Annotated in this window: 24 protein-coding genes; 12 read left to right on the top strand and 12 right to left on the bottom strand. The window is 67.1% G+C overall.

Annotation, left to right across the window (positions count from 1 at the left end):
• Positions 1-105 precede the first annotated feature (105 nt).
• Together AC1RHV_RS03265 and AC1RHV_RS03260 are read right to left on the bottom strand one after the other, a co-directional pair.
• Positions 106-618: a GFA family protein gene (locus AC1RHV_RS03265; protein WP_054454352.1), complete on the bottom strand. Its 513-nt coding sequence runs from the start codon at positions 616-618 to the stop codon at positions 106-108.
• A gap of 184 nt (positions 619-802) precedes the next feature.
• Positions 803-1024, bottom strand: a complete 222-nt coding sequence (locus tag AC1RHV_RS03260) for a hypothetical protein (RefSeq protein ID WP_192491876.1) — start codon at positions 1022-1024, stop codon at positions 803-805.
• Between AC1RHV_RS03260 and AC1RHV_RS03255 the strand changes: the two genes are divergently transcribed.
• The gene (locus AC1RHV_RS03255) at positions 1023-1160 is read left to right on the top strand and encodes a hypothetical protein (RefSeq protein WP_166738303.1); all 138 of its coding nucleotides are present in this window, start codon (positions 1023-1025) and stop codon (positions 1158-1160) included. The genes AC1RHV_RS03260 and AC1RHV_RS03255 overlap by 2 nt on opposite strands.
• A gap of 47 nt (positions 1161-1207) precedes the next feature.
• Here the strand turns inward: AC1RHV_RS03255 and AC1RHV_RS03250 are convergent, their stop codons facing one another.
• Positions 1208-2758, bottom strand: coding sequence for a sensor domain-containing diguanylate cyclase (locus AC1RHV_RS03250; RefSeq protein ID WP_054454355.1), 1551 nt, complete (start codon positions 2756-2758; stop codon positions 1208-1210).
• Positions 2759-2805: 47 nt separating this feature from the next.
• Positions 2806-3888 carry a site-specific integrase gene (locus tag AC1RHV_RS03245; protein WP_054454358.1) on the bottom strand — a complete coding sequence of 361 codons (1083 nt, stop codon included), beginning with the start codon at positions 3886-3888 and terminating at the stop codon, positions 2806-2808.
• Between the two features lie 147 nt (positions 3889-4035).
• Here AC1RHV_RS03245 and AC1RHV_RS03240 point away from each other — a divergent pair, with 147 nt between their 5' ends.
• The 7 genes from AC1RHV_RS03240 to AC1RHV_RS03210 all read left to right on the top strand — a co-directional run bounded on the left by AC1RHV_RS03240 (position 4036) and on the right by AC1RHV_RS03210 (position 11896).
• Positions 4036-5070 carry a DNA-binding protein gene (locus AC1RHV_RS03240; protein WP_125470972.1) on the top strand — a complete coding sequence of 345 codons (1035 nt, stop codon included), beginning with the start codon at positions 4036-4038 and terminating at the stop codon, positions 5068-5070.
• A 160-nt stretch (positions 5071-5230) separates the two neighbouring features.
• Entirely contained in the window at positions 5231-6679 is a 1449-nt protein-coding gene (locus AC1RHV_RS03235) for an MltF family protein (protein ID WP_119452036.1), read from the top strand.
• A gap of 156 nt (positions 6680-6835) precedes the next feature.
• On the top strand, positions 6836-7966 hold the full coding sequence (gene ydiK / locus AC1RHV_RS03230) for an AI-2E family transporter YdiK (RefSeq protein WP_054454367.1): 1131 nt from the start codon (positions 6836-6838) through the stop codon (positions 7964-7966).
• A 267-nt stretch (positions 7967-8233) separates the two neighbouring features.
• Positions 8234-8959 (top strand): RNA pseudouridine synthase, encoded by a 726-nt coding sequence (locus AC1RHV_RS03225; RefSeq protein WP_054454369.1) that lies wholly within the window; start codon positions 8234-8236, stop codon positions 8957-8959.
• Positions 8960-9171: 212 nt separating this feature from the next.
• Positions 9172-10113 (top strand): S66 peptidase family protein, encoded by a 942-nt coding sequence (locus tag AC1RHV_RS03220; protein WP_175181075.1) that lies wholly within the window; start codon positions 9172-9174, stop codon positions 10111-10113.
• A 120-nt stretch (positions 10114-10233) separates the two neighbouring features.
• On the top strand, positions 10234-10578 hold the full coding sequence (locus AC1RHV_RS03215) for a helix-turn-helix transcriptional regulator (protein ID WP_175180953.1): 345 nt from the start codon (positions 10234-10236) through the stop codon (positions 10576-10578).
• A gap of 13 nt (positions 10579-10591) precedes the next feature.
• Complete coding sequence (locus tag AC1RHV_RS03210) at positions 10592-11896, top strand: type II toxin-antitoxin system HipA family toxin (protein ID WP_492299710.1); 1305 nt, start codon at positions 10592-10594, stop codon at positions 11894-11896.
• Between the two features lie 18 nt (positions 11897-11914).
• Here the strand turns inward: AC1RHV_RS03210 and AC1RHV_RS03205 are convergent, their stop codons facing one another.
• Positions 11915-12778 carry an SAM-dependent methyltransferase gene (locus tag AC1RHV_RS03205; protein ID WP_225588732.1) on the bottom strand — a complete coding sequence of 288 codons (864 nt, stop codon included), beginning with the start codon at positions 12776-12778 and terminating at the stop codon, positions 11915-11917.
• A gap of 60 nt (positions 12779-12838) precedes the next feature.
• Positions 12839-14137 (bottom strand): APC family permease, encoded by a 1299-nt coding sequence (locus AC1RHV_RS03200; RefSeq protein WP_054454863.1) that lies wholly within the window; start codon positions 14135-14137, stop codon positions 12839-12841.
• A gap of 450 nt (positions 14138-14587) precedes the next feature.
• Between AC1RHV_RS03200 and AC1RHV_RS03195 the strand changes: the two genes are divergently transcribed.
• Entirely contained in the window at positions 14588-14974 is a 387-nt protein-coding gene (locus tag AC1RHV_RS03195) for a DUF6152 family protein (RefSeq protein WP_492299709.1), read from the top strand.
• Positions 14975-14985: 11 nt separating this feature from the next.
• Positions 14986-15474, top strand: coding sequence for a DUF6644 family protein (locus tag AC1RHV_RS03190; RefSeq protein ID WP_492299708.1), 489 nt, complete (start codon positions 14986-14988; stop codon positions 15472-15474).
• Positions 15475-15517: 43 nt separating this feature from the next.
• Here the strand turns inward: AC1RHV_RS03190 and AC1RHV_RS03185 are convergent, their stop codons facing one another.
• Together AC1RHV_RS03185 and AC1RHV_RS03180 are read right to left on the bottom strand one after the other, a co-directional pair.
• Positions 15518-16108, bottom strand: a complete 591-nt coding sequence (locus AC1RHV_RS03185) for a YceI family protein (protein WP_175213395.1) — start codon at positions 16106-16108, stop codon at positions 15518-15520.
• Between the two features lie 226 nt (positions 16109-16334).
• Complete coding sequence (locus tag AC1RHV_RS03180; RefSeq protein WP_054454865.1) at positions 16335-16961, bottom strand: glutathione S-transferase family protein; 627 nt, start codon at positions 16959-16961, stop codon at positions 16335-16337.
• A gap of 228 nt (positions 16962-17189) precedes the next feature.
• Between AC1RHV_RS03180 and AC1RHV_RS03175 the strand changes: the two genes are divergently transcribed.
• Both AC1RHV_RS03175 and AC1RHV_RS03170 read left to right on the top strand, forming a co-directional pair.
• Entirely contained in the window at positions 17190-17594 is a 405-nt protein-coding gene (locus tag AC1RHV_RS03175; RefSeq protein ID WP_054454382.1) for a DUF2946 family protein, read from the top strand.
• A 243-nt stretch (positions 17595-17837) separates the two neighbouring features.
• Positions 17838-19901, top strand: coding sequence for a TonB-dependent copper receptor (locus AC1RHV_RS03170; protein WP_119452029.1), 2064 nt, complete (start codon positions 17838-17840; stop codon positions 19899-19901).
• A gap of 29 nt (positions 19902-19930) precedes the next feature.
• On the opposite strand, the gene AC1RHV_RS03165 is transcribed toward AC1RHV_RS03170, so the two are convergent.
• The 4 genes from AC1RHV_RS03165 to AC1RHV_RS03150 are packed head-to-tail and all read right to left on the bottom strand — an operon-like array spanning position 19931 to position 24204.
• On the bottom strand, positions 19931-21298 hold the full coding sequence (locus tag AC1RHV_RS03165) for an MmgE/PrpD family protein (RefSeq protein WP_192352127.1): 1368 nt from the start codon (positions 21296-21298) through the stop codon (positions 19931-19933).
• On the bottom strand, positions 21295-22197 hold the full coding sequence (locus AC1RHV_RS03160) for a polysaccharide deacetylase family protein (protein ID WP_119452027.1): 903 nt from the start codon (positions 22195-22197) through the stop codon (positions 21295-21297). Before AC1RHV_RS03160 ends, AC1RHV_RS03165 begins: the two co-directional genes overlap by 4 nt.
• Before the next feature lie 28 nt (positions 22198-22225).
• Positions 22226-23011 (bottom strand): enoyl-CoA hydratase, encoded by a 786-nt coding sequence (locus tag AC1RHV_RS03155; protein ID WP_313389224.1) that lies wholly within the window; start codon positions 23009-23011, stop codon positions 22226-22228.
• The gene (locus AC1RHV_RS03150; protein ID WP_492299707.1) at positions 23008-24204 is read right to left on the bottom strand and encodes a CaiB/BaiF CoA transferase family protein; all 1197 of its coding nucleotides are present in this window, start codon (positions 24202-24204) and stop codon (positions 23008-23010) included. The genes AC1RHV_RS03155 and AC1RHV_RS03150 overlap by 4 nt, the downstream gene beginning before the upstream one ends.
• Positions 24205-24217 lie beyond the last annotated feature (13 nt).

Raw genomic sequence — 24217 nt, 5'->3', positions numbered from 1 at the left:
AAAACGGGGGAAATCCCTAAGCGTGCGAGGATTGCGGGCAGGGTCGATGCGCGGCGCTCAGACGGGTGTTGCGGCGTTGCGCCGCGCGTTGTTGCGGCGGGGTATTCAGCCCTTGGGCGTCCAGGGCTTGCGCGGGCTGCCGGCCAGCGCGGCGTCAAGGCGCTGCCTGGCGGCCTGGGGCCAGCAGGCGTCCATGTCGTAGAACGCTTCGGCCGCCGGCACGTCGTCCGGTATGCCCACCCACGGGTGCTTGGAGCGCACGAAGCAATGCGCGCCTGGCGGGAAGTCGGCGGCGCGGTCCAGCGTGCCCGCATAGATCAGCGCCACCGTTTCGCCGAACCCCGGGTGATGGCTCCACAACAGGCCCAGGCAGGCCGCGCAGCGCACGACCACGACCGTCTCGCCATCATTGGCGTTCTTGTCTGCGGGATGGCGGCGCAGCTCGCCCCGCAACTGGTGCACGCGGTCGGATTCGATCACCGCGTTCATCGCAAAGGCGGTGCCGGCGTGCCGTTGGCACACGGTGCAATGGCAGCAATGCACGAACATGGGCGGGCTGGCGAGGCGGTAGCGGACCGCGCCGCAATCGCAGCCGCCCTCGATGGGAGCGTGGGTCACGATCAGTCTCCGGACAATGGGCGCATCCAGTGTATGAAGGCCCGTCCGGCAGCGGGAGTGGCGATCGCGTCATGTTGCGGGGGCATTTGCGTCATTGGCCATTGCCGGCGTCGACGCGTCAGCGGCAGGGCGCCGGCCTTTGTGGCCCACGCCAGAATCGCTTGCTATTTCAGGCAATTTAATGCTAAAATTCAGCATCTTTCGGCAAAATCACAACAAAACCAAGTGCCAGAAGATTTGTAAGTCGCTGGCGGCCGCGGCCGCCATTTTCGTTTGCGTTGCCTGCGCGCATGCCCCCCGCGCTCCGATGGCATCCATTGGAAACAGCATCCATGGCACGCACGAATCTCATGCATTGCGCTTTGCGCGGGGGAAAGCCATGCGTCCTGAACAGGAGAACGTTCATGTCTCATCAACTCGTTGGCAAGAAGTGGCAATTCGAGATTCCTCCCCTGGACTGGAAGGCGCCCGAGACCAATAAGGAAGCGGACATCAAGACCGTTGCCGCGGACGCCGATGCCGCCGAAGACCAGGACGCCTGACCCGGCGTTGCCACAGCCCTGAAATAGCCGCCGGGCGGGCAGGGGCGTCAGCCCGCGTGCGTCACCACGCGATTTCGCCCCTGCTGCTTGGCCGCGTACAGCGCGGCATCCGCGGCCTGGAAGACCAGATCCACGTCCGCGCTGCCGGCCGTCCAGTGCGCCACGCCGGCTGACACCGTGATTTCCGGAGAGCCGCTCGCACGGCGCATCTCCGTGGTCTTGCGCAGGCGCTCCGCCATGCCCGTTGCTTCCCTGGGGCCCGCGCCGGGCAGCAGGATCAGGAATTCCTCGCCGCCGTTGCGGCAGAGTATGTCTGTCGGGCGCGAACAGTCGCGCATCAACTGCGCCATTCCCTGTATCGCCTCGTCGCCCACCGTGTGGCCGTAGGTGTCATTGACTCGCTTGAAATGGTCGATGTCCAGCGCGATCACCGCAAAGGGGGTGTCGGCCGCCTGCAGCGCATCCACCGCCTGACGCGTGCCGCGACGGTTGCGCAGCCCGGTCAGCGGATCGGTAATGCTGGCCTGGTTGAGCTTGCCGATCTTGTCCTGCAGGCTCGAGTAGCTGCGGATCACCGCGCGCTTGAGGCGCTGCGCCTCGAAGTACCAGGCTTTCACCGAGCGCACCCGCTGCATGGCCACCGCCATGTCGTGGTGCTCGACATTGGTGGCCAGTTGCGACAGCGGCTGCGAAATCTTGCGCGCACACCACCAGATCGCCAACAGGAACAGCAGGGCGAAGGGCGCCGCGTAGCGGATCAGCGCCCAGATGAGATCGTGCAAGGGCTCCAGCGTGGCCAACGCCGGGCGCTGCGCGATTACTCCCCAGCCGCTGCGCGAGACGTGGGCATAGCCGGCCAGCATGTCCACCCCGCGCGTGTTGATCAGGCGCTGCGCGCCATCCTCCCCGCGCATCACCGCCGCCACGGCGGGATTGCTGGTGACGTCCTCGCCGACGCGGTCGTTCTCGGCGTGATAGATCAGCCGCCCCTCGTTATCCACCACGTACAGATAAGACCCGTCCTGATAGGGATGCTTGCCCAGCAGGTTGTGCAGCGCGCCTTCGTTGCGCAGGTAGATCGTGCCCGACACGTAGCCCAGGTAGATGCCGCCCTCGGAATGAATGGGATACGAAACGTTGATCAGCAGGTTGCCGGCAACGGACACATAGGGCTTGCTGATCAGGGGCTTGCGCGTCTGCAGCGCCATGCGGCTGGCGGCGTTGTCGACCCGCGTTCCCTGGAAGCTGCGGATGGCCTGGCTGGCCGCCACCATGACGCCGTCGGCGCGGATGATGGCGACCGTGTTGAAGCTGTCCGTCTGCTCCCGCAGGCGCGCGACTTCCGCGTTCAAGACTTCCGGCGCATCGAAGCGCCAGGCGACATGGCGGGCGCTGTACTCCAGTTGCTGCAGGGCCGAGTCCAGGAAGGTGCCCGCGCTCTCCGCCAGCTTGGCGGCGTACACCCGGTTGGATTCCAGCGTATTGGCGATGAGCTGTTCACGCTGCACCCGGTAACTGGCGTACAGGGCGTTGGCGGTAGCGGCGAGGGCGCTGCATACGGTAAGCGCAAGCACCAGCCCGCGTAGGTTGATTCGCATGAAGATCGTGTCGGGCAGGATTCGGGTTGCGGCGAGTGCGCGGGATTTTACCCGCGCGGGGCGTCCGGCTCGTCCAGCAGCCGGGCCGCGGGCGATTCGGCCGCCGCCCCGGCGCGGAAGTAGCCCATGACGGTGGCCACGCTGGCATGTCCGGTCATGGCCATGGTGTCGCCCAGCGGCACGTTGCGCCGTCCCGCCTCGGTCACGAATCCCGAGCGCAGGCTGTGCGCCGAAAACTCGCCTTCCAGGCCGGCCAGCTTGCAGCGTTCCTGCACGATGTCCCGTACCGCGGCCGCGGCCAGCGGCTCGCCCAGCACGTCGCCGCGCCGCACGCGCCGGAACAGCGGACCTTGCGTGATGCCGCTGGCGCGCAGCCAGGCGTCAAGCGCCTGGGCAGCCACGCCGACGATGGGCTTCTGGTCATTGGCGCGGACGGCGCCCGCCTGGTTGGTCTTGGAATACGCCAGCGCGTACAGAAACCCCTCGGCCGTGCGCCGCGTGTTTTCCATCGTGGCATGAACGACTTCGGAGCGCCTGCGCCCGCCGCTGGCCCAGGCGAACAGCAGCAGGGCGCGGTCACGCATGCCACGCAGGGAATCGTCACAGGTGGCCAGCATGGCCTCCAGCGGTTCGCGCGTGAGCGCCACCTTCTTGGCCGGCGCCACGCCGCGCCGGGCATAGGCGCGCCGCGTCCTGGCAAGCAGCTCGCGCACCGCGGCCGCGCGGCAGGGGTTGGGGTGGCCTTGAAGTTCGTGCGCCTTGGACAGCACGGAAATGCGCTGCAGCAGCGTGTTGAGGCTGGGCGCGCCCAGCCTGCCTTTGGCTTTGAGCCGGACCAGTTCCTGATCCAACGCCAGCGGCAATTCCCATTTCAGGCCTTGCTCGGTGGAGCGCTGGGCATGGTCGACCACGAACTGGATCACGGCGGCTTCCGGCAAGGGCAGGGCAAAGGGGCGCGCATAGCGCAGCTCGAACCAGGCGCTCCAGTAGCGGATGGCGGCGCGGTAGCTGGCGACCGTATTGGCCGAACTGCCTTCGCGCAACAGCGCGCTGGCGGCGGCATCGGCCTGGGCGTCCAGGGTGAGCGGGTCCAGAACGGGCAGCGGCGCCTGCGTTTTCAGCTGTGTCATGGTTGAAGAGGGTGGGAAAATCGCATTTCATACATATTATTATGTATGCTGTATGATATCTAACATAAATATTAAATTACTCTCGATAAGGTTCCATTATCGTGGGTAATTATCCCGAAAATGCCGAATTCGGCACGGAGCAAGCGCATGGCCACCGGAATTACCGAAACTGACGTCTGGACCGCCGCCGACGCCTTGCTGCTGGAGGGCGCGCGGCCCACCATCGAACGGGTGCGACAGAAGATCGGCCGGGGCTCGCCGAATACCGTCAGCCCCTATCTGGAAACCTGGTTCCGGGCCTTGGGCGCGCGCATCAAGGACCCGGGCGCGTTTGCAGCGCCGGCTGCCGTCCCGGATCCCGTGGCGCAGGCCGCCTCGCACTTCTGGGAAGCCGCCTTGTCCGAGGCCCGCGCCCAACAGGAACAGGCCTATCGCGGGCGCTGGGAAGAACTGGCGCGGGAAGGGGAGCAATTGGCCTCGGACGCCGAACAGCTGCAGCAACGCGAAGCCCAGCTAGCGCACCGCGAACAGGACTTGCAGGAAGCCCTCAGGGTGGCGACGTCCCAATTGGCGGCCGCCGAAGACCGGCTGCAGTCGGCCGAACAGCAGCTGCGCCAACGCGACGAACTGCTCAGGCGCAACCAGCTGCAGCTGGAAGACGCCCGCAGCGCCACGCAGGCGGCGCTGGCGGAGAACGAGAAGATCCGCGCCCAGCATGCGCAAGCGCTCGATGCGCTGGAAACCCGTCATACCGCCCACGAACGCCGCTGGCTCAATGAGCTGGACAGCGAACGCGGCACGGTCAAGCGCTTGCAGGCGCGGCTGGACGACGCGCAGGCAGCCAGCCAACAGCAGGCGGCGCAGGCGCGCAAGGGGCTGGAACAGGAACAGCATCAGCGCCGCCAGGCGGAACAAGAGGCGCAAGCCCTGCGCACCGAAGTCCAGGCTATGCAAGTGCGCCAGCAAGCCGATCAGGCCGCGGCCGATACGGCCTTGACGGCGGCGCGCGATCGCGAAAGGACGCTGGAATCCCGGCTGGCGGCCGCCGAGCAACGCTCATCCGACTGCCTCGCGCAGTTGAAAGGGAAGGACGAACAACTGGGCGAGCTGACTCGGCATCTGATGGCGCAGGCCCAGCGGCAGGACGCCGGTCATGCGCCGCCGAAACCCGCGCAGCCCTAGAGGCCCGTTGGATGCCGTCCGCATTGCACGCCGCAGCGGAAAGAATCCGTTGCATGAACCCCGGCCGCCCGATATTGTTGTAGCCACGGCCCGGCGCGCAACGCGCCTTGCCGCGCGGCATACCTGACTTGCCGCAGTAACCGGGCCTGCCGGAGGAACTATGTCATTTCGCGTGATTGCCTCGATGCTTTGCGCGCTGTTGCTGTGGTTGCCTCCATCGCCTGGGTACGCCCAGACGGCGAAGGCCAAAGGCGACCCGCTGGCGCTGGCCTACAACATGAAGCCCTGGACCGGGGACTTCGACGGCATGGTCAAGCGCCGGCAAGTCCGGGTGCTGGTGCCCTACAACAAGACCCTGTACTTCCTGGACAAAGGCGGCACGCAGCGCGGCATCATCGCGGACATGATGACCGAGTTCGAGAACGACCTGAACCGGCAGCTCAAGACCAAGAACATCCGCGTGTACGTGGTGTTCCTGCCGACCTCGCGCGAACGCCTGATTCCCGATCTGCTGGCGGGCAAGGGCGACATCATCGCCGCCAATCTGACGGTCACTGAAGAACGCCAGAAGCTGGTGGACTTTTCCACGCCGCTGGCGTCGGGCGTGCGGGAGCTGGTCGTGGCCGCGCCAGGCGCGCCCGAGCTCAAGTCGCTGGACGACCTTTCCGGGCAGGAGCTCTTCATCAGCCCCGTCAGCAGCTACTACGGCAGCATCAAGAAGCTGAACGCGGATCTGGCGGCCAGGGGCCTGAAGCCCGCCATCATCCGTGACGCGCCGGGCACTTTCGAGACCGACGACATCCTGGAGATGGCCAGCGCGGACCTGGTCAAGTACACGGTCGCCGACCGCTACCTGGCGAATTTCTGGAAACAGATCTTCCCGCAGATCCGGGTCTACGAAAATCTGGAGGTCGACAGCGGCAGCGATATTGCCTTCGCCTTCCGCAAGAACTCGCCCAAGCTCGCGGCGGCGCTCAACCCCTTCATGGAGAAGAACCGCGTCGGCACCTCTTTCGGCAACCAGCAGCTGACCAAGTACCTGAAATCCGTGAAGTGGGTAAAGGCCGCCACCGATCCGGAGGAAATCGAAAAATTCCACCGCCTCGCTGACTTCTTCCGCAAATATGGGGACCAATACAACATAGACTGGCTGCTGATGATGGCGCAGGGCTACCAGGAGTCCCGGCTGGACCAGGGCGCCAAAAGCTCGGTCGGGGCGATAGGCGTCATGCAGATCATGCCTGCCACCGGCAAGGAACTGAAAGTAGGTGACATCCGGCGCGAGGAATACAACATCCATGGCGGCGTCAAATACATCCGTTTCATGATCGACCAGTACTACGCGAAAGAGCCCATGACGGACCTGAACAAGGGGCTGTTCGCCTTCGCGGCCTACAACGCCGGCCCCGGCCGGATCAACCAATTGCGCAAGGACGCCGCCGCCCGCGGACTGGACCCGAACGTCTGGTTCGACAATGTGGAACGGGTGGCAGCCGAGCGCATCGGGCGTGAAACGGTGCAGTACGTGAGCAACATCTACAAGTACTACATCGCCTACACGCTGATCCGCGCGCAGGGCGCGGGCGACGGCGCGGGCGCCCCGCGTTAGCCGCAGGCGGCGCCGCTTGCGGGCGGCCGGTATATATACGCGCCGGATTTTCGGATAAATTCGCCAAAGACGCATTCAGGTGTACCAACCGGGCATATGCCCAACCGGCATCGATGCGCCACAAACCAGGGCTGCCGGCCCTGTCAGGAGCAGCGGTTGAATCCTCTTCCACGCCAGACGGTCGATCTCGCCCGCATCATCCTCGTCATCGTGATCCTGGCCGGCCTGATGGCAGGCAGCCTCTACATCCTGCGCCCGTTCCTGCCCGGCCTGGTCTGGGCAACCACGATCGTCGTGGCGACGTGGCCGGTCATGCTGGCGATCCAGCGCTATTGCGGCGGGCGGCGCTGGATGGGCACCCTGACGATGCTGGTCATCCTGCTGTTCGTCATCGTGCTGCCGCTTTACGAGGTGATCTCGACGCTGGCCTTGCACAGCAGCTCGATCATGGCGGCGGTCAAGAGCCTGCCCGACTACGCGCTGCTGGCGCCGCCCGCCTGGGTCCACGGCATTCCGCTGGTCGGCCCCAAGATTGCGCAGGAATGGCAGACCCTGTCGGACGCCGGCGCCGGCGGCCTGCTGGCCAAACTGGAACCGTACCTGACCAGCGCCGCGGCCTGGCTGCTCGGGCATGCCGCCATCGTCGGCGCCTTCATGATGCACATGCTGATCACGGTGGTCGTGGCCGGCATCCTCTACACCAAGGGCGAAGTGGCGGTCGATTTCGTGCGGCGCTTCTTCAACCGGCTGGCGGGCCAGCGCGGCCTGGCGGCCGTCAAGCTTGCCGGGCAGGCGATACGCGCCGTGGCCCTGGGCATCGTCGTGACCGCCGTGGTGCAGTCCGGGCTGGGCGGGATCGGCTTGTGGATCGCGGGCGTGCCGGCTGCCGGCATCCTTACCGCGCTGATGGTGATGCTGTGCCTGGCGCAACTGGGGCCTTTCCTGCCCATGCTGGCCGGCGTGGTCTGGCTGTTCCAGAACGACATGAAGCTGGCGGCCGCGGTGCTGCTGGTCTGGTCGGTGCTGGTGGCGATGCTGGACAACCTGCTGCGGCCGCTGCTCATCAAGCGCGGGGTCAACCTGTCCTTGCTGCTGATCCTGGTGGGCGTGCTGGGCGGCTTGTTTGCCTTCGGCATCGTGGGCCTGTTCATCGGCCCGGTGATCCTGGCGGTGACCCATACGCTGCTCAAGGCCTGGATCGACGAAGTGCCGCCGCCCGCCGCGCTGGACGCGGAAACGCAACCGGCGGCAACGCCCGCGGGACACGCCGAATTCCCGCCGGTCTGAACGCCCCCCGCATTGGCTGCCAGCCAGGCCGCGGCCGGCAGCCTGCCGGGGAAGGGCGTAACATCTGCCTCACGTCGCGGGCGCAAGGCCCGCTTTTCTGGCAACACCCCGGCAATACCTCATGACGATGCACCCACTGGCGCCGCTGCAAGGCGGCTATTCTTTCCGGTCCGAACGGCGATCCGAATCACGGCCCGAACTGCGGCTCGATTCATGGCCTGACTCCACGCCCGGCCCCGCGGCTTCCCCGCACAAGGCGGTGGTGCGATGAGCGAAAGCGTACGCCTGGCCAAGCGCTTGGCCACCGAACTGTCCTGCTCGCGCGGCGACGCAGAACGCTACATAGAAGGCGGCTGGGTCGCCGTGGATGGCAAGCAGGTCGAGGAGCCGGGCTATCGGGTGGCGCCCGGCCAGTCCGTGGGCCTGCTGCCAGGCGCGCGCCTGGAAGACGCGCGTCCCGTGACCATCCTGCTGCACAAGCCCGCCGGCCTCTACGCCAATGACGAGCCCGGCTCTGCGCGCGACCTGATCCTGCCCGAAAACCTGATGCCCGGCGACCGTTCCGGGCAGCGCTACCTGAAGCGCATGCTCAACGGCCTGAAGCTGGTCACGCCGCTGGAACGCGCAGCCAGCGGCCTGGTCGTCTACACGCAGGAATACCCGATCGCGCGCAAGCTGGTGGAAGAAGGGCGCTACGTGGAGCAGGAGTACGTGGCCCAGGTGTCCGGCCAGCTCAGCGCCGCCGACCTGGCGCGCCTGCAGCGCGGCATGGCTTATGACGGCCGCGCCGCCACGCCCATGAAGGTCAGTTGGCAGAACGAAACCCATCTGCGCTTCGCCCTGAAGACGCCTGCGCCCGGCTTCATCGAATACGTGTGCGACGCGGCGGGATTGCGCCTGCAGGCGCTGCGCCGCATCCGCATCGGCCGCCTGCCGATGGCGGGCCTGGCCCTCGGCCAGTGGCGCTACCGCCTGGATTACGAACGTTTCTGACGGCAGCAGGGATGACCATGGAACAAGCGCCGCAAGGCCAGCGACCGCAGCGAAATACCGGACGCAGGAGTTTTCTGATCAACACCGGGGCCCTGTGCCTGTCCGCGGCCTTGGCCGGCTGCGCGGCGCCCAAGCCGCCGCCGCGCCGCGCGCCGCAATCGGCCAAGCCCGGTTCCGCGGCGCCCCCGGTTGCCAGCGGCGCAGCAACGCCAGTGCCCGCGCTCAAGCCCGGTGCGCGCGTCGCCATCGTGGCGCCCGCGTCCGCCGCGCTGGATGCCGCGGATGACGCGGCCGAATGGTTGCTGGCGCGTGGCTACGTGCCGCAGGTCATGCCGGCCTCGCGTTCGCGGCTGGACGCCCCCTATGACTATCTGGCGGGTTCGGACGCCGACCGCTTGGCCGACCTGCATGCGGCCTTCGCCGCGCCGGATATCGGCGCCGTCTGGTGCCTGCAGGGCGGCTTCGGTTCGTGGCGCCTGCTGGATCAGCTGGACTTCGATCTGCTGCGCCGCCACCCCAAGCCGTTCATCGGCTACAGCGACATCACGGCGCTGCACCTGGCCATGCAGCGCCGCGCCGGCTTCGTCACGTTCCACGGGCCGATGCTGGCGCAGGACCTGCTGGCCGGCAAGCGTGAACCCACCGAATCGCATTTGCTGTCCATGGTCAGCGGCCAGGTGGGGCAGGGGGCGTGGATCACGCCGCCGCCCTATGCCACCGCCACGGAACTGATACCGGGCACGGCGACCGGGCGGCTGATCGGCGGCAATCTGGCGCTGATCGGCGCACTGATCGGGTCCGATAGCGAAATCGACACCAGCGGCGGAATTCTTTTCATCGAGGACGTCAACGAAGCCTTGCCCCGCATTGACCGCTTGTTGAGCCAACTGGCCGCCGCTGGCAAGTTCGACGACCTCAAAGGCGTGCTGGTTGGCAACTTCACCCGCATCCTCGGCGTGCCGGGCGACGATGCCCAGGCGCAGGGGCTGCTGTATCCGCTGGTACTCGACCAGTTCCGCCCGCGCGGCATTCCGGTGCTGGCCGGATGGCCCAGCGGCCATGGCGATCCGAACCTGACCTTGCCGCTGGGCGCACAGGTCACGCTGGACACGGCGCGTGGCGGATTGCGGCTGGAACAGGCGATTGTAGTTTGACCTGTTTTGCTGATTTAATGAGTCATAAATTAAACTAATGCCTCATTAATAGAACATTCTTAATTCCCAATATGCCTCATTAATAGTGCAAACCAACAAACAAAGCACTATTATTGACTCATGAAAAAGAAGATCGAACCCAGCTTCGATGCCGCCAGTGCGCTTGCGCGCCTTGGCGCCAACATCCGCACCGCCCGGCTGCGCCGCGCCGAAACCGAATCCACGCTGGCCGCCCGCATGGGCGTGTCGCGCGCCACCATCACGCGCCTGGAACGCGGCGACGGCGGCGTGTCCCTGGCGCTGGCCATTGAAGCCTTGCTGCAGTACGGCTATGCGGACCAGGTCTACGCCCTGGGCGATCCCGACCTGGACGGCGTAGGCAAACGCCTGGACGCGGTGCGCCGGCCCAGCCGGGGCAGCGGCAAGACGCCCAACACGCACCGCGCCGATCCTACCCAGCTGTAGCGCCACGCAAATCGTGAAAGCAAGAAAGCACAAATCGGTGGAAAGCGAGCTGTATGTCTACGTCGACATCCGCGGCGAGGCCGTGCTCGCCGGCCTGCTGACGCTGGACGATTCGGATGAAAGCCGCTTCTACGCCGAGTACACCTATGTGCAGTCCTATGTGAACGATCAGCGCGCCTTTGCGCTGGATCCGCTGAACCTGCCGCTGGTGGACGCGCGCACCACCTTCCGCACCGAAAGCCGCTACGAAACGCTGGGCGCGATCTTTGACGCCGCCCCCGACGCATGGGGCCGCAACGTCATGCGCGTGGACAACGCCGGCGCCCGCGTGACCGAGGACGAAGTCCTGCTCAAGGGACGCGGGATGGGCGTGGGGGCGTTGTTCTTCAGCGCCCGCCGGCTTACGCCGAACATGCGCAAGACCTATCGCCTGCCGGAACTCAGCCAGGTGGAATCGCTTGCGGACCTGCTCACCGATATCGATCAGGGCGTCAAGCCCAAGGGCCTGTACCGCGACATCCTGGGCAGCTCCTGGGACATCGGCGGCGCGCGCCCCAAGACCATCGTGCGCGACGAGCGCGGCGAAATGTGGATCGCCAAGTTTCCGCGCAAGGGGGATTCCTACGACCGCCAGCGCGTCGAATACGCCAATCTGCAGATGGCGCGCGCCATCGGCCTGACGGTGCCCGAGATCCGCCTGGCTGAAACGCATCTGGGCGCGGTGCTGCTGACGCACCGCTTCGACCGCGAGTTGCTGCCGGCCGGGCAGGGCGCGACTCCCATCGTCGCGCGCCGCCATTTCCTCAGCGGCGCCTCCCTGATCAGCCCCTCGGCGCAGATCGGCAAACGCGAACTCGACGAGGCGCGCGGCAAGGCCACGTATTCCTACGCGCGGCTGGCGGACGTCACGCGCCGGATTTCGTCCAACCCGGTGCGGGACTCGAAGGAACTGTACGCGCGCATGATCCTGAACGTCGCCGTCCACAACACCGACGACCACTTGAAGAACGTCGGCTTCCTGAAGGACGAGGGCGCGCAGACCTACCGGCTGTCGCCCCTGTTCGACGTGGTTACGCAGGAAGGCTCCGCCAGGCACTACCTGCACATCGGCGCAGCCGGCCGGGAAAGCTCATTCCAGAACTGCCTGAGCGAATACCGGCGCTTCGGCCTGCGGTCTGAAGCCGTCGCTCGCGGCATCCTTGAGCACGTGCGCGAGGTGGTGGAGCAACGCCAGCGCTACTACGCCATGGCCGGGATGACGGCGCAGGAAATCGGGCATGTGGAAGCATCCTTGACGGCCTGGCGCCACGCGGCATAACCCGTCCGCGTCGCGGCCCTACACCCGCTTGGCCGACCAGTTCCCCCGGCCGGCGGCGCTGCCGCTCATCTGCTTGCCATTCACCGTCCCGGTATAGCGCACGCCATTGGCGACAAAGGAGATCTCGGCGCCATTCAGCCGCGCCTCCGAAATCGGCGCGCCGCCCAGCTTGCCCGACAGGCGCTGGTAGCGCTGCTCCAGCTGCAGGGGCTGGCCGTCCACCTCCCAGTTGCCCGCCACCTTGGCGGGCACGATCCACAAGAGCGCCGTGCAGTAGGTGTTGCAGTCCTGCCGGATGGTTTCCTCGGCGTCCGGCTCCCAATCGCCCATGCGGAAGGAGTTCGACACGATGCGGGTGCCGGGCGCCAATTCCAGCAGCTTGGGCCGCAGTTTTTCGTTGATGGTAGACAGCAGGAACATGGTGATCACGTCCGCCTGCGACAGATCGGTGGCGAACAGGTCCGCCGTCACGAAGGTGGCGCGGTCGGCAACGCCGGCGCGCTGCGCGTTGCGGCGCGACAGTTCGACCAGGTCCGGGTTGTACTCGATGCCCTGGGCCGTCAGGCCGCGCTGGGCCGCGGTGATGACGGTGCGCCCGTCGCCCGAGCCCAGGTCCATCAATTTGTCCTTGGGCGTGACCTTGGCCATGTCCAGCATGGTATCGACCAGGGCCTGCGGCGTAGGCACCCAGATGACGTCCTTGCCGTCCTGGCCTACGTCCGGCACGTACTCTTTCTGTTCCGAGGGCTGCGCGGCGGCGGCCAGCGACGGCAGCGGGACGCATGCCAGGGCCAGCGCGGCCGCCGACGCGAGCACGGCGCCGCGCAGGGGCGGCATGGCGCTACGGGCGACGGATCTGAAGGACTGAATCGCGATGTGCATGATGTGGACTCCTTGCAGGTAAGGCATGCGGACGGGATCGCCGCCCCGGGGAAACCTTGGTCAGGCTCGCGGCGGCGCGGGCCCCAGCAGGCGCAGCAGCGGCAGGCCCGCCGCCAGCACCGCCAGCCCGATCAGCGCGCCGGCGCCGGCGTACATGGCGCTGGAAACCACCAGGCCGGCGCAGGTCAGCGCCAGCAGCAGCGGGGGCAAGGGATAGAGCGGCACGCGGAACGGGCGCGGCCGATCCGGATCGATGCGCCGCAGGCGCCACACCGAGGCCGCAACCAGCAGCATGAAGATCCAGAACACCGGTGCGGTATAGGCCACCAGGGTCTGCACGCTGTTCTGGCTGAAGGCGCCCAGCGCGATCAGCGCAAGCGTGATCGCGCCCTGGACCAGCAGTGCGGATGCGGGCGTCTCGCCTTGCGCGTTCCACGCCGCCAGCGCGCGCAGCCGCGGCACGTCGCGGCCCAGGGCGCAATACACCCGCGCGCCGGTGATGATGGTGCCGTTGATGGTGCTGAGCGCCGTGGCGCAGATCGTCAGGCTGAGCAGGGCTGCAGCGTAGGGGCCGGCCGCCAGCTGCATCACGTCCGCCCCCAGCGCCGGCGTATCGCGCAGCCCCTGCAGGCCGAAGATCTCCAGCAGCGCCAGGTTGGTCAGCACGTACGCGCCCGTCACCAGCAGCGTGCCGATCAGCAGCACCCGGCTCATGTTGCGGCCCGGGTCGCGCAGCTCGCCGCTGAGATAGGCGGCTTCGTTCCAGCCGCCATAAGTCAGCAGCACGAACACCATGCCCATGCCCAGCAGGCCCGCGGTATTGCCGGTCAAAGGCCCCGGTTCGGCAGCGCTGCGCAGCGGGCTGTCTCCCGCGGCGGCCAGGCTGGCGATCAGCACCGCCGCCAAGGCCGCCACCGTCAGCGCGGTGAACACCCATTGCAACCGCTTGGAATAGCGCGTGCCCGCCACGTTCAAGGCGGTCAGCGCCACCACCGATATCGCCGCGTGCAGGGCGGGGCCGTACGGACCAAGGGGCGCGAGCCGTTGCGCGTAATCGCCATAGATATAGGCGACCACGGCGATGGCGCCCGTCTGGATGACAGAGCAACGCGCCCAGGCGAACATCAGTCCCACCTGCCGGCCCCAGGCCCGCGTCAGGTACAGGTATTCGCCGCCCGCGCCGGGATAGGCCGAGCCCAGCTCGCCGTAGCAAAGCGCGCCGACCAGCATCACCAGGCCGCCCGCGCACCACAAGGCGATGTACATCGCCTCGGAACTCGCGTGCTGCGCCACCAGCGGCGGAAAGCCGAAAATGCCGATCCCGATCACCACGCCCACCAGCACCATGGTGGCATCCATCACCGACAAGCCGGCCGGCGCGCGCGGCTGGAGCAACAGGGCCGGATTCGCGGGCGAACGCAGGGTGGGCTGTGTCATCGGATGCTCTCGGTTGGGCGCGGCGGGCGCGTGCAGACGGCGCCATTGGGGGACGGTGCCTGACAATCACCTGAACAATTTGCGACCGTATTCCGTGCGGGAAAGTTTCTCCGGGTTTTCCCGTGAGAATCGATGATTTCTCGAATTCAGCATAGGTTCAGCATCATCCAAATTCTTAGAATAATCTTTTAATTAATTGATTAATATGACTTTAATTTCATACTTAAGGTTCTTTATTTAAAGTAATTTCTCATCATTGAATCAAGCTCGATATGCAACGCCTCCCGCGCTATGCTGATTGCGCCGGACGCGCGCCACACGAGCGGCCGCCGCAAAGGAAGGGGAGCCAAACCGCAATTCAGGAGCAGCGACATGAAGCTATCCATACGCGTGGCCACGGCAGCGCTGGCGCTTTCCGGACTGATCGGCCTGGCGCCCGCCGCGATGGCCCACCACGGCTGGTCGTGGGCCGAATCCGAACAGATGACGTTGCAAGGCACGGTCCAGCAAGTGCAGATCGCGCCCCCGCATCCCTGGCTGGACGTACGCGCCGACGACGGCGTCTGGCGCGTGGAGCTGGGCAATCCCACCCAGACCAAGGACGCCGGATTCGTCGAAGGTTCGGCCAAACCGGGCGATGCCATCGTCGCTGTCGGCAACCGCGACCGCGAGTCGGACGCCAAGCGCATGAAAGCCGTCCAGATCAAGGTAGGCGGCAAGACCTACGACATCTATCCCAGCCGCATCAAGAAGCCCTGACCGGCCGGGCCATGCCTGAGCTGCTGCGTCTTGCGCTGGAACAGCTTCAGACCCTGCCGCCGTCGATCTGGCTGCGGCGGTGGAGCACGCTGTATCTGCTGGTGAACGCCGCCCATATCGGCGCCATCGGCCTGCTCATAGGCTCCATCGTTCCGCTGGACCTGCGCCTCCTGGGGTGGCTCAAGCCCGGACCGCTGGCTGTGCTGGCGCCGGCGTTGGCGCGGACTGCGGCAGCGGGCCTGGCGCTGGCGGTGTTGACGGGCGCCATGCTTTTCAGCGTCCAGCCGCTGGAGTACCTGGCGAATCCCGCGTTCGGGATCAAGATGGGCCTGCTGGCCGCGGGTGCGATCAATGCCGTGCTTGCACGGCGCAGCCTGGCCTGGCAGACGGTGCGGGATCAGGGCAGTGCGACGGGCGCCATGCGCGTGCGCGCAGGCGCTTCGCTGTTTTTATGGCTGGCTTGCCTGGTGGCGGGGCGCTGGATCGGGTTCCTGTCTTAGGAGCCAGGGCCTTGCGCGTGCGGCGATCGCAGCGCCCGGAAAATCAACGTGCGGCGTCAGCCACGGCCTCGACCGTGATGCGAAGTTGCACTTCGTCGCTCACGCCGGGCGCAAACGCGTCCACGCCGAAATCGCTGCGCTTGACCACCGTCATGGCGTCAAAGCCGATGGCCGGACGCTGCGCCATGGGATGGATGCCTTGCTTGTTCTGGCGCGCCTGCAGCACCACCGGTTTTTCGATGTTCTTGATGCGCAGGACGCCACTGATGCTGAGATTGCCGTTGCCGTGGTCGGTGACCGAGGTGCTCTTGAACTGGATGTCCGGGTACTTGGCCGCCTGGAAGAACTCGGCGCCTTGCAGCATGTCGTCCAGCTTGGGTACGTGCGACGTCAGGCGCGCCACCGGCACGCGCAGGTCGACGGCCGACTTTGCAGGCTGCGCGGCGTCGTAGCGGATCACGCCCGTCACGGCCCCGGCATGCGCGGTGGGCTTGGAGAAACCCAGGTGGTCCCAGGTCACCACGACTTCCGTGTGTTCCGGGTCGATCTGGTAATCCACGGGCGCGGCGTGCGCCGGCAGGCTGCCCAAGGCCAGCAGCGAGGCGGCCAGAAATGCTGCGTAGGTGTGCTTCATTCGATTCTCGGTATGTTCGGCGTCCGGAGGAGCCGGGACGCGCATTCCGTCAGCCCGTCAGCTTAAAACGCGCTGACAGCAACGGCACGGAAGAAGGATAGGAAAGGATGCAATACCGCGCTAGTCCGCCGGAACTGACTGCAGCGTTCCAGTTTTGATGCCAATCAAACCGATACGATCGGCGGCATTGCTGGCCGGGCGCCGCGCGCCGGCCAGCCCGCCGCCGTCAGGAAGCCTGCGCTTCGGCCAGTGCGCGCTGCACGGCAGGTCTTGCCGCAACCCGGGCCAGATAGGCCGCAAGCTTGGGGAACTGCGCGAGGTCGACGCCGTCGCCCTCCAACCAGCTGCCGATGGTGTAGAGATAACCGTCGACCACGCTGTAGCGCTCGCCCGCCGCCCAGGGGCCGGCGATCTGCGATTCCAGGTAGGCGGCGCAGGCGGTCATGGTCTGCGGTACCTTGGCCTGCATGGCGGCATGCGCGGCCGGATCGTCGGCCCAGCGCGCGCCGCGGCGCTTGTGCGCGTGCGCCACGTGCGCGGTGGACGCCAGATAGCTGGCCAGCTCCTGCATGCGCGCGAAGGCGAAAGGATCGTCGACCGGCGCCAGCTGCGCGGCCGGAAAGCTTTGCGCCACGAAGGCGAGCAGGGCGGGCGTCTCGGTCAGCACGCCGTGCTCGGTCGCCAGCGCCGGCACGCGGCCCTTGGGGTTGACGCGCAGGTACTCGGGGCTCTGTTGCTGCGCAGCGCCCATGTCCAGCTTGACCAGGTCGAAGTCGGCGCCCGCTTCATGGAGCGCGATATGCGTCGCCAGCGCACAGGTGCCAGGGGCTGTGTAAAAAGTCCAACGGGACATCCGCATCCTCTACTTTCTATGGTTGAAAAGCCAAGTCGCCACTACGGGCTGCCGGCTACAGGGTAGCCCGATCACCTGCCTGCGCCAAGCTTGGCGGCGACGCGCACGAAGCGGCGGCATTGTCTGATCTACATCAGACGGCAATCCGAATTGGCTGCGCGTTGCCATCCATGCGCGGGATCTGCTCCGCCCTGCGTGATAGCATCTGCGCCGATAAGGAACCGCCGAATGCATGCATCTGCCTATGCCCGTAGACGTTGGGTCGCGCTGGTCGCGATGGCCCTGTTCGTCTTCCAGGCGCTGATCGCGTCTTCGGCGCTGGCGGCCTCGGGCATCGGAACGGGCAAGCCCGGTGTCACCACCATCGTCTGCACGGCCAGCGGCCCACGCGTGGTGACGCTGGATGCCGATGGGCAAAAGCAGGGCGCGCAGCAGCACAGCGGCGCCTTGCCGCACTGCTGCAGCGCAGGCTGCGCCATGCTGAGCGACGCGCTGCCGCCCGAAATCGTGCTGCTGGCCTGGCTCCTGCCAGCCGCAGCCCCCGCAGTCCATCCCCCCGCCGCCGAACCCCACGTTGCAAGCGCCTTGACCCGGCTGCCGCAACGGTCGCGCGCGCCGCCGCCATCCGCCTGACCCTCTCCCCAGACTTCCACGACATGCCATCCGCGCAGCCCGCCAACCCGCGGGCCTGAGCGGTTGCGCCAGCGTCGTCCGCACGCAGCGGGCCAAGGTCCTTTTGCGCCGCGCGGGGAGGCCCCCCACTTCGTCACGCCCATGCGCAGACAGCGCGCTCCTGCCACGCCTTTCTTAAAGGCAGGCGGCCGCGCCGCCCGTCCGCGCCTGCCACCGCACGTTCCCGATCGACAGACACCAGACATGACCACAAACCAAGAATTCCTGCGCGCGAGTTGCCTGGCCGCCGCAGTGGCCGCCTCATTTCCCGCCTGGCCCCAAGCCGCCGACACGCCCGACGTCTACACCACCGATCCCGTGGTCATCACGGGCGTGGAACCCAGCGCGCCCTTGACCTTCACCACGGATCCCAAGATCCCGCGCCAGCCGCTGCCGGCCAGCGACGGGACCGACTATCTGAAGACGATTCCCGGCTTCTCGGCCATCCGCAACGGCGGCACCAACGGCGATCCCGTGCTGCGCGGCATGTTCGGCTCGCGCCTGAATCTGCTGACCAACGGCACCTCCATGCCGGGCGCCTGCCCGGCACGCATGGACGCGCCCAGTTCCTATATCTCGCCCGAGAACTTCGACCAGCTCACGGTCATCAAGGGACCGCAGACCGTGCTGTGGGGGCCCGGCGCGTCGGCCGGGACGGTCAAGTTCGACCGCGACACGCCCCGTTTCACGGCAGCCGGCGTGCGATTCGACGGCAGCCTGACGGGCGGCTCGTTCGGCCGCAACGATCAGGCCGCCGACCTGACCGTGGGCAACGACAAGGTCTACACGCGCATCACCGCCAACCATTCCCACTCCCAGGACTACAAGGACGGCGACGGCAACACCGTGCCTTCGCGCTGGGACAAGTGGAACGCCGACCTGACCCTGGGTTTCACGCCCGACGCCGACACGCTGTACGAACTGACCGCGGGCACGGGCGATGGCGAAGCGCGCTATGCCGGCCGCGGCATGGACGGCTCCCAGTTCAAGCGCGAGAGCTTCGGCCTGCGCTTCGAGAAGCGCAACCTGGGGCCCGTGCTGAGCAAGGTCGAGGCGCAGCTGTACTACAACTACGCCGACCACGTGATGGATAACTACACGCTGCGCGCGCCGGACCCCATGAGCGCCATGCCCATGGCCATGGCGGCCGACGTGGACCGCGCGACCTGGGGCGGCCGCTACGCCGGCACCTGGGAACTGACGCCGGATATCAGTCTGGTCACCGGCCTGGATTTCCAGCAGAGCCGCCATCGCTCCCGCAGCGGCACCGATACCGTGCCGTACAGCAGCCAGAGCTGGGTCAAGGACGCCGACTTTTCCAACACCGGACTGTTCGGCGAACTGACCTGGCGCGTCGCGCCGGACAGCCGCGTCATCGGCGGCGCACGGGTCGACTGGGCTTCGGCCAAGGACTTCCGCCAGGACACGGGCTCGATGATGATGCCCATGCCCAATCCCACCGCGGATGAGCGCCGCAAGGACACGCTGCCCAGCGGCTTCCTGCGCTATGAGCAGGATCTGGCCTCGCTGCCGGCCACGGTCTATGTGGGCCTGGGCCACGTCGAGCGCTTCCCCGATTACTGGGAGCTGTTCTCTCCGGACCAGGGGCCTGCCGGGTCCGTCAACGCCTTCCAGGGCGTGAAGCCCGAGAAAACCACCCAGCTGGATTTCGGCGCCCAGTACAAAACCGAAGCGCTGGACGCCTGGTTCTCAGGCTACGCCGGTTACGTCAATGACTTCATCCTGTTCAGCTACACCTCGGGCGGCATGATGGGTCCGGCGTCGCAGGCCAGCAATGTCGACGCACGCATTGCGGGCGGCGAACTCGGCGTCTCATACAAGCCCGCGTCCGCGTGGAAACTGGGCGCGACGCTCGCGTATGCCTGGGGCGAGAACCGCAGCGACGGCAGGGCGCTGCCACAAATGCCGCCGCTGGAGGCCAGGCTCAGCGCTGCCTACGATGACGGCACCTGGTCGGCCGGGGCGCTGTGGCGCATCGTGGCCGCGCAAAAACGCTACGCCTTGAATGAGGGCAACGTAGTCGGCAAGGACTTCGGCCCGAGCGCGGGCTTCGGCGTTTTCTCCGTCAACGGCGGCTATGCGGTCAACAAGCAGGTCCGCCTGTCGCTGGGCGTGGACAATCTGTTCAACAAGACCTACAGCGAACACTTGAACCTGGCGGGGAATGCGGGTTTCGGCTATGCCGCCAACACCGCAGTCAATGAGCCGGGCCGCACGGTCTGGGCGCGCGTGAGCTTCAAGTACTGACGCGCCCAGTCCGGAACACTCGGTCAGGACTAACGCCCGGTTGTCAGCAGACGAATGATGCCGCGCAGGTCCTGTTCGGCCTCCAGTCCGCGCAGCCGTCGCGCCAGCTCCCGTGTCTGGCCGGCGGGCAGCGGCGGCTGCGCGGACGCGCAGCAGGCTTCGAACTTGGCGTCCTGTTCCGCCACGCCCAAGGGGCGTTCCGGACTGCCGGGAAAGGCCGGCATGTCGACCGCGAACTCGCGGCCGTCCTTCAGCCGCAATTCCACGCGCTGCGGGCTCATGGCGTTGGGGTCCGGATTGCCGTCATCCAGCACCTGGACACGGGCGGCCAGTTCGAAAGTCCTGGCCTCGGCCAGCGCGTCGGGATCGAAGTCGGGTATGCCGACCCGGCCGCGCAGCAGGGCAGTAGCGATGGCATAGCCCATGCAAAGCCGGGCCGTGGCGGAATCCATGCCCGGATGGGCCGGCCGTCCCACCAGGCGCACGATCAGCGACGACGCGCGGACCGTGATCCGGTCCACGTCCCCGGGCTGCAACGAATGGGCCCGCATGAGGTCCAGCACGGCGCCGATGCCGCTATGGGTGGCCCGGCCGGTCGGGTAGGGCTTGTGGCTCATGCGGGTGATCTGGAACACCCGGCCCACGTCCGCGCGAACCGCGTCCCAGTCGGCCTGGCCGGCGTCATACAGCGCGAAGTAGCCATAAGGGCCTTCCAGGATGTCGCGCGGACCGGGAAAGCCCGCGCGCGCCAGCTCGAAGGCCGTAACCGCCGCCCTGGCGTTCAGGCCGACCTGCAGGCCGACCGCGGGCGAGCCTTCGATATGCGCCTGCATGGTGCCGGAGAGATGACTGTACGCCAGCCCCAGCGCATCGCGCGTGGCGCTCTCATCCAACCCGCCAAGCTTGCACAGCGTGGCCGTGGCGCCCAGGCCGCCGCACATGGCCGGCCGGAAAAAACGCATGGGCGCGCGCTGGGCCAGCGCGACATAGATGGCGAAGTCCAATCCGGCGGCGACCGCGGTGATCAATCGGGGACCATCGACGCCGCCTTCGCGTTCGGCATAGCCCAGCGCCGCCGGCACGATGCAGGCAAACGCGTGCACCACGGCCCGGTCGTGGATCGCGTCGAACTCCTGGTTGAACACTTGATATGCGTTCAGCATGACCGCGCTGGCCAGCGGCAGCCGCTCGCCGCTGCCCCAGACGGTCGCTTCCGCACCCTGGCCCAGGGCCTGGGCCGCCTGGCGCAGCGAGGGCATGCGGGGATGGCGCGAGCCGGATAGCCCGACGCCAACCGCATCCAGGATGAAGGTCTTGGCCGCTTCCACCGCCGCTGCGGGCAGGTGCTCGTATTGGGTGCGCAGCAAATGCGCGACCAGGGTATCGATGGCGTTCATGCGGCGGCTCCGTCGGGCTGGACGGGAACCTGGGCGGCGTACCAGTCATACATCGCGGCGCCGGTGACGAAGGTAGTCATCGGGTGCTTTTGCAGCAGGTCCAGCATGGTGAGCAGGTCGGCGTAGCGGTGCGGCACGCCCATCAGATGGGGATGCAGTCCCAGCGTGAGGACGCGCGGACGGCCCGCGGTCCGAGCCTCGTCGGCATACAGGTCCAGCGTCCGCTCCAGGCGCCGGCTGAATTCCCCGGTGGCATGCTTTTCCACGGCGTGGATGACCGAGTCGTTCAATTCCAGCGCGTACGGCAAGGCCAGCAAGGGCCTGCCGGCGGTCCGCATCCAGTTGGGCAGATCGTCCAGGCACCAGTCGAACAGGTAGTCGATGCCGGCCTGGGCGAGGAGATCCGGCGTGTCCAGCGTTTCGCGCAGGCCCGGCGAGAGCCAGCCGCGCGGCCGGCGGCCGCTGAAGCGCTCGATCCGGTCCAGCGCCGCGGCGATGGTGCGGGCCTGGCCGTCGCCGTCCTCTTGCGACAAAGCGCGCTGGTGGATGCCGTGGCCGATGAATTCCCAGCCGGCCTCCAGCAGCGCCTGGGCCGCCTCGGGGTAGGCATCGATGACGGAGGCGTTCAGGCTGGCCGAGGCAGGCAGGCCGCGGCCGCGGATGGCGTCGATGATCCGCGGCAGCCCGCAGCGCAGGCCATATTCGGCCCAGCTGTAGTTGGGCACGTCCGGCACCGTCTCGCGCCCGTGCGGCGCGGTCAGCAGGGTGCGGGGCATGGGCTGGTCGAACGGCCAGTGCTCCACATTGACGACCAGGTGCACCAGGATGGCCCGGCCGTCCAGCGCCGCCAGGGGCGGGCGCTGGCTGGAAAGCATGAAAGGAATGCGTGGATTGTTCATGGCATCTTGCTCATGGTTCAAAGACGGCTCAGCGGCCAAGGAAGACCGGGTCGCGTTTTTCGGCGAACGCCCGCCGGCCTTCGGCGTAGTCCTCGCTGGCGAAGCACCGGGCCACCAGGGCGTCGATCGCATCGAGCTGCGCGGGCGCGGGCGGATTCATGGTCGCCAGTATGGCTGCCTTTGCCGCGCGCAGGGAGAGGGGCGCATTGGCGGCGATGGCGCGCACCCGGGCCTGCGACTGGCGGACGAAATCGTCGTCGGCGTACCGTTCGTGGACCAGGCCGCGGCGTTCGGCCTGCTCGGCGTCAAGGATGCGGGCGGTATAGAACAGGTCGAAGGCGGACGCCGCGCCCACCACGCCCGCCAGCCTGCGCATGTCGGCATAGGAGTAGCCCAGCCCCAATCTTGCGGCCGGCATGCGGAAGCGGGCGCTGGCGCTGGCATAGCGCAGGTCGCAGGCCAGCGCCAGGCCGATGCCGCCGCCCATGCAGGCGCCTTGTATCAGCGCAACGGTAGGCGCGGCGAAGTCCGCCAGCAATTGCTGCGCATCCGCCACCGCCTGGTTGTACCGGGCGACCGCGGCCGCGCCGTCGCGGGCCTGGTCGAACTCGCTGATGTCGGCCCCGGACACGAAGGCCCGGGTACCGGCGCCGGTCAGCGCCAGCACCCGGACCTCGGCGCCGTCGAGTTCACTCAGCGCTGCAGCCAACTGCAGCCACATGTCCAGCGTCATCGCGTTGCGCCGTTCGGGATGGCAGACCGTCAGGGTTGCAATGCCGTCCTGGAAATCCACCTGGATCTGGCCGCCGCTCATACCACGCCCTCTTCATACAGGCGCTCGATGTCGTCCGCGGCATAGCCCATCTCCGCGAGCATTTCGCGGGTGTGCTCGCCCCAGCCTGGCGCGGGCCGCTTGATCTGGGCGGGCGTGCGCGTCAAGGCCACGGGCTGCGAGATCAGCCGGTACTGGTGTCCGGCATCGTCGGCAACCGGCTGCGCCACGCCCAGGTGGCGCACCTGTTCGTCCTCGAATACCTGCGGAATGCTGTAGACCGGGCCTGCAGGCACCCCGGCGCGGTTCAGCAGGCCAACCCAGTGCGCGACGCTCTGTTGGCTAAAGCGCTGCGCCAGGGATTCATTGAGCGCACCCCGGTTCGCCACGCGCAACTTCTCGGTCGCGTAGCGCGGGTCTTCCAGCCATTGCGGCGCATCCAGGCACTCGCACAGGCGGCGCCAGTTGCCTTCGCCGGACGCGCCCAGGTTGAACGCGCCGTCGCTGGCCTCGAACAGCCCCATCGGGCTGCTGGTCGGATGGTCATTGCCTGCCTGCACCGGCGTGTCGCCGTCGTTCAGATAGCGCGCAGCCTGGAAGTCCATCAGCGCGATCTGCGTGTGCAGCAGGGAACTGTGGACCCATTGGCCCACGCCGGAGTGTTCGCGCTCCAGCAGGGCCAGCAGGACGCCGACCGCGGCATAGATGCCGGTGCCGCAATCTGCGACCGCGAGCCCCGCGCGCAGCGGACCGCCGCCGGCAAAACCCGTGACCGACATGAGCCCGCCCATGCCCTGGATGATCTGGTCAAAGCCTGGCCGGTCCGCATAGGGACCGTCCTGGCCAAAGCCGGAAATGCTGGCCAGGATGATGCGGGGATTGATGGCGCGCAGGGTGTCGTAGTCCACCCCAAGGCGCGCCTTGACGTCGGGCCGCCAGTTTTCCACCACCACGTCGGCCGTGGCCACCAGCTGCTTGAATACGGCCAGGCCTTCGGGCTTCTTCAGGTTCAGCGTCATCGACCGCTTGTTGCGGTTCAGGTTCTGGAAGTCGCCGCCGGTACGGTCGGCGGCGAACATGGCTTCATTGGGATCGATCCCTGCCGGCGGTTCGATGCGGATCACGTCCGCGCCGAAGTCGGCCAGGATGCGCACGCAGGTCGGGCCGGCGCGCACGCGAGAAAGGTCCAGCACGCGAAAGCGCGCAAGAGTGGGGGAGGCATTGATTCTGGCCATGATGAGTCCGTGG

This window comes from Achromobacter sp. GW823-FHT04E03, assembly GCF_058796095.1.
Note: the sequence above shows the minus strand (reverse complement) of the source record. Positions and strands in the feature narration are given on the sequence as shown.

What these genes read in the sequence shown, in the direction of transcription:
- AC1RHV_RS03175 (WP_054454382.1), top strand. Translation starts at nt 17,190, where the DNA reads ATGCATGCATCTGCCTATGCCCGTAGACGTTGGGTCGCGCTGGTCGCG.
- AC1RHV_RS03195 (WP_492299709.1), top strand. Translation starts at nt 14,588, where the DNA reads ATGAAGCTATCCATACGCGTGGCCACGGCAGCGCTGGCGCTTTCCGGA.
- AC1RHV_RS03200 (WP_054454863.1), bottom strand. Translation starts at nt 14,137, where the DNA reads ATGGATGCCACCATGGTGCTGGTGGGCGTGGTGATCGGGATCGGCATT.
- AC1RHV_RS03245 (WP_054454358.1), bottom strand. Translation starts at nt 3,888, where the DNA reads ATGACACAGCTGAAAACGCAGGCGCCGCTGCCCGTTCTGGACCCGCTC.
- AC1RHV_RS03165 (WP_192352127.1), bottom strand. Translation starts at nt 21,298, where the DNA reads ATGAACGCCATCGATACCCTGGTCGCGCATTTGCTGCGCACCCAATAC.
- AC1RHV_RS03240 (WP_125470972.1), top strand. Translation starts at nt 4,036, where the DNA reads ATGGCCACCGGAATTACCGAAACTGACGTCTGGACCGCCGCCGACGCC.
- AC1RHV_RS03235 (WP_119452036.1), top strand. Translation starts at nt 5,231, where the DNA reads ATGTCATTTCGCGTGATTGCCTCGATGCTTTGCGCGCTGTTGCTGTGG.
- AC1RHV_RS03180 (WP_054454865.1), bottom strand. Translation starts at nt 16,961, where the DNA reads ATGTCCCGTTGGACTTTTTACACAGCCCCTGGCACCTGTGCGCTGGCG.
- AC1RHV_RS03205 (WP_225588732.1), bottom strand. Translation starts at nt 12,778, where the DNA reads ATGCACATCGCGATTCAGTCCTTCAGATCCGTCGCCCGTAGCGCCATG.
- AC1RHV_RS03250 (WP_054454355.1), bottom strand. Translation starts at nt 2,758, where the DNA reads ATGCGAATCAACCTACGCGGGCTGGTGCTTGCGCTTACCGTATGCAGC.
- AC1RHV_RS03255 (WP_166738303.1), top strand. Translation starts at nt 1,023, where the DNA reads ATGTCTCATCAACTCGTTGGCAAGAAGTGGCAATTCGAGATTCCTCCC.
- AC1RHV_RS03170 (WP_119452029.1), top strand. Translation starts at nt 17,838, where the DNA reads ATGACCACAAACCAAGAATTCCTGCGCGCGAGTTGCCTGGCCGCCGCA.
- AC1RHV_RS03215 (WP_175180953.1), top strand. Translation starts at nt 10,234, where the DNA reads ATGAAAAAGAAGATCGAACCCAGCTTCGATGCCGCCAGTGCGCTTGCG.
- AC1RHV_RS03160 (WP_119452027.1), bottom strand. Translation starts at nt 22,197, where the DNA reads ATGAACAATCCACGCATTCCTTTCATGCTTTCCAGCCAGCGCCCGCCC.
- AC1RHV_RS03150 (WP_492299707.1), bottom strand. Translation starts at nt 24,204, where the DNA reads ATGGCCAGAATCAATGCCTCCCCCACTCTTGCGCGCTTTCGCGTGCTG.
- AC1RHV_RS03260 (WP_192491876.1), bottom strand. Translation starts at nt 1,024, where the DNA reads ATGAACGTTCTCCTGTTCAGGACGCATGGCTTTCCCCCGCGCAAAGCG.
- AC1RHV_RS03185 (WP_175213395.1), bottom strand. Translation starts at nt 16,108, where the DNA reads ATGAAGCACACCTACGCAGCATTTCTGGCCGCCTCGCTGCTGGCCTTG.
- AC1RHV_RS03190 (WP_492299708.1), top strand. Translation starts at nt 14,986, where the DNA reads ATGCCTGAGCTGCTGCGTCTTGCGCTGGAACAGCTTCAGACCCTGCCG.
- AC1RHV_RS03155 (WP_313389224.1), bottom strand. Translation starts at nt 23,011, where the DNA reads ATGAGCGGCGGCCAGATCCAGGTGGATTTCCAGGACGGCATTGCAACC.
- AC1RHV_RS03225 (WP_054454369.1), top strand. Translation starts at nt 8,234, where the DNA reads ATGAGCGAAAGCGTACGCCTGGCCAAGCGCTTGGCCACCGAACTGTCC.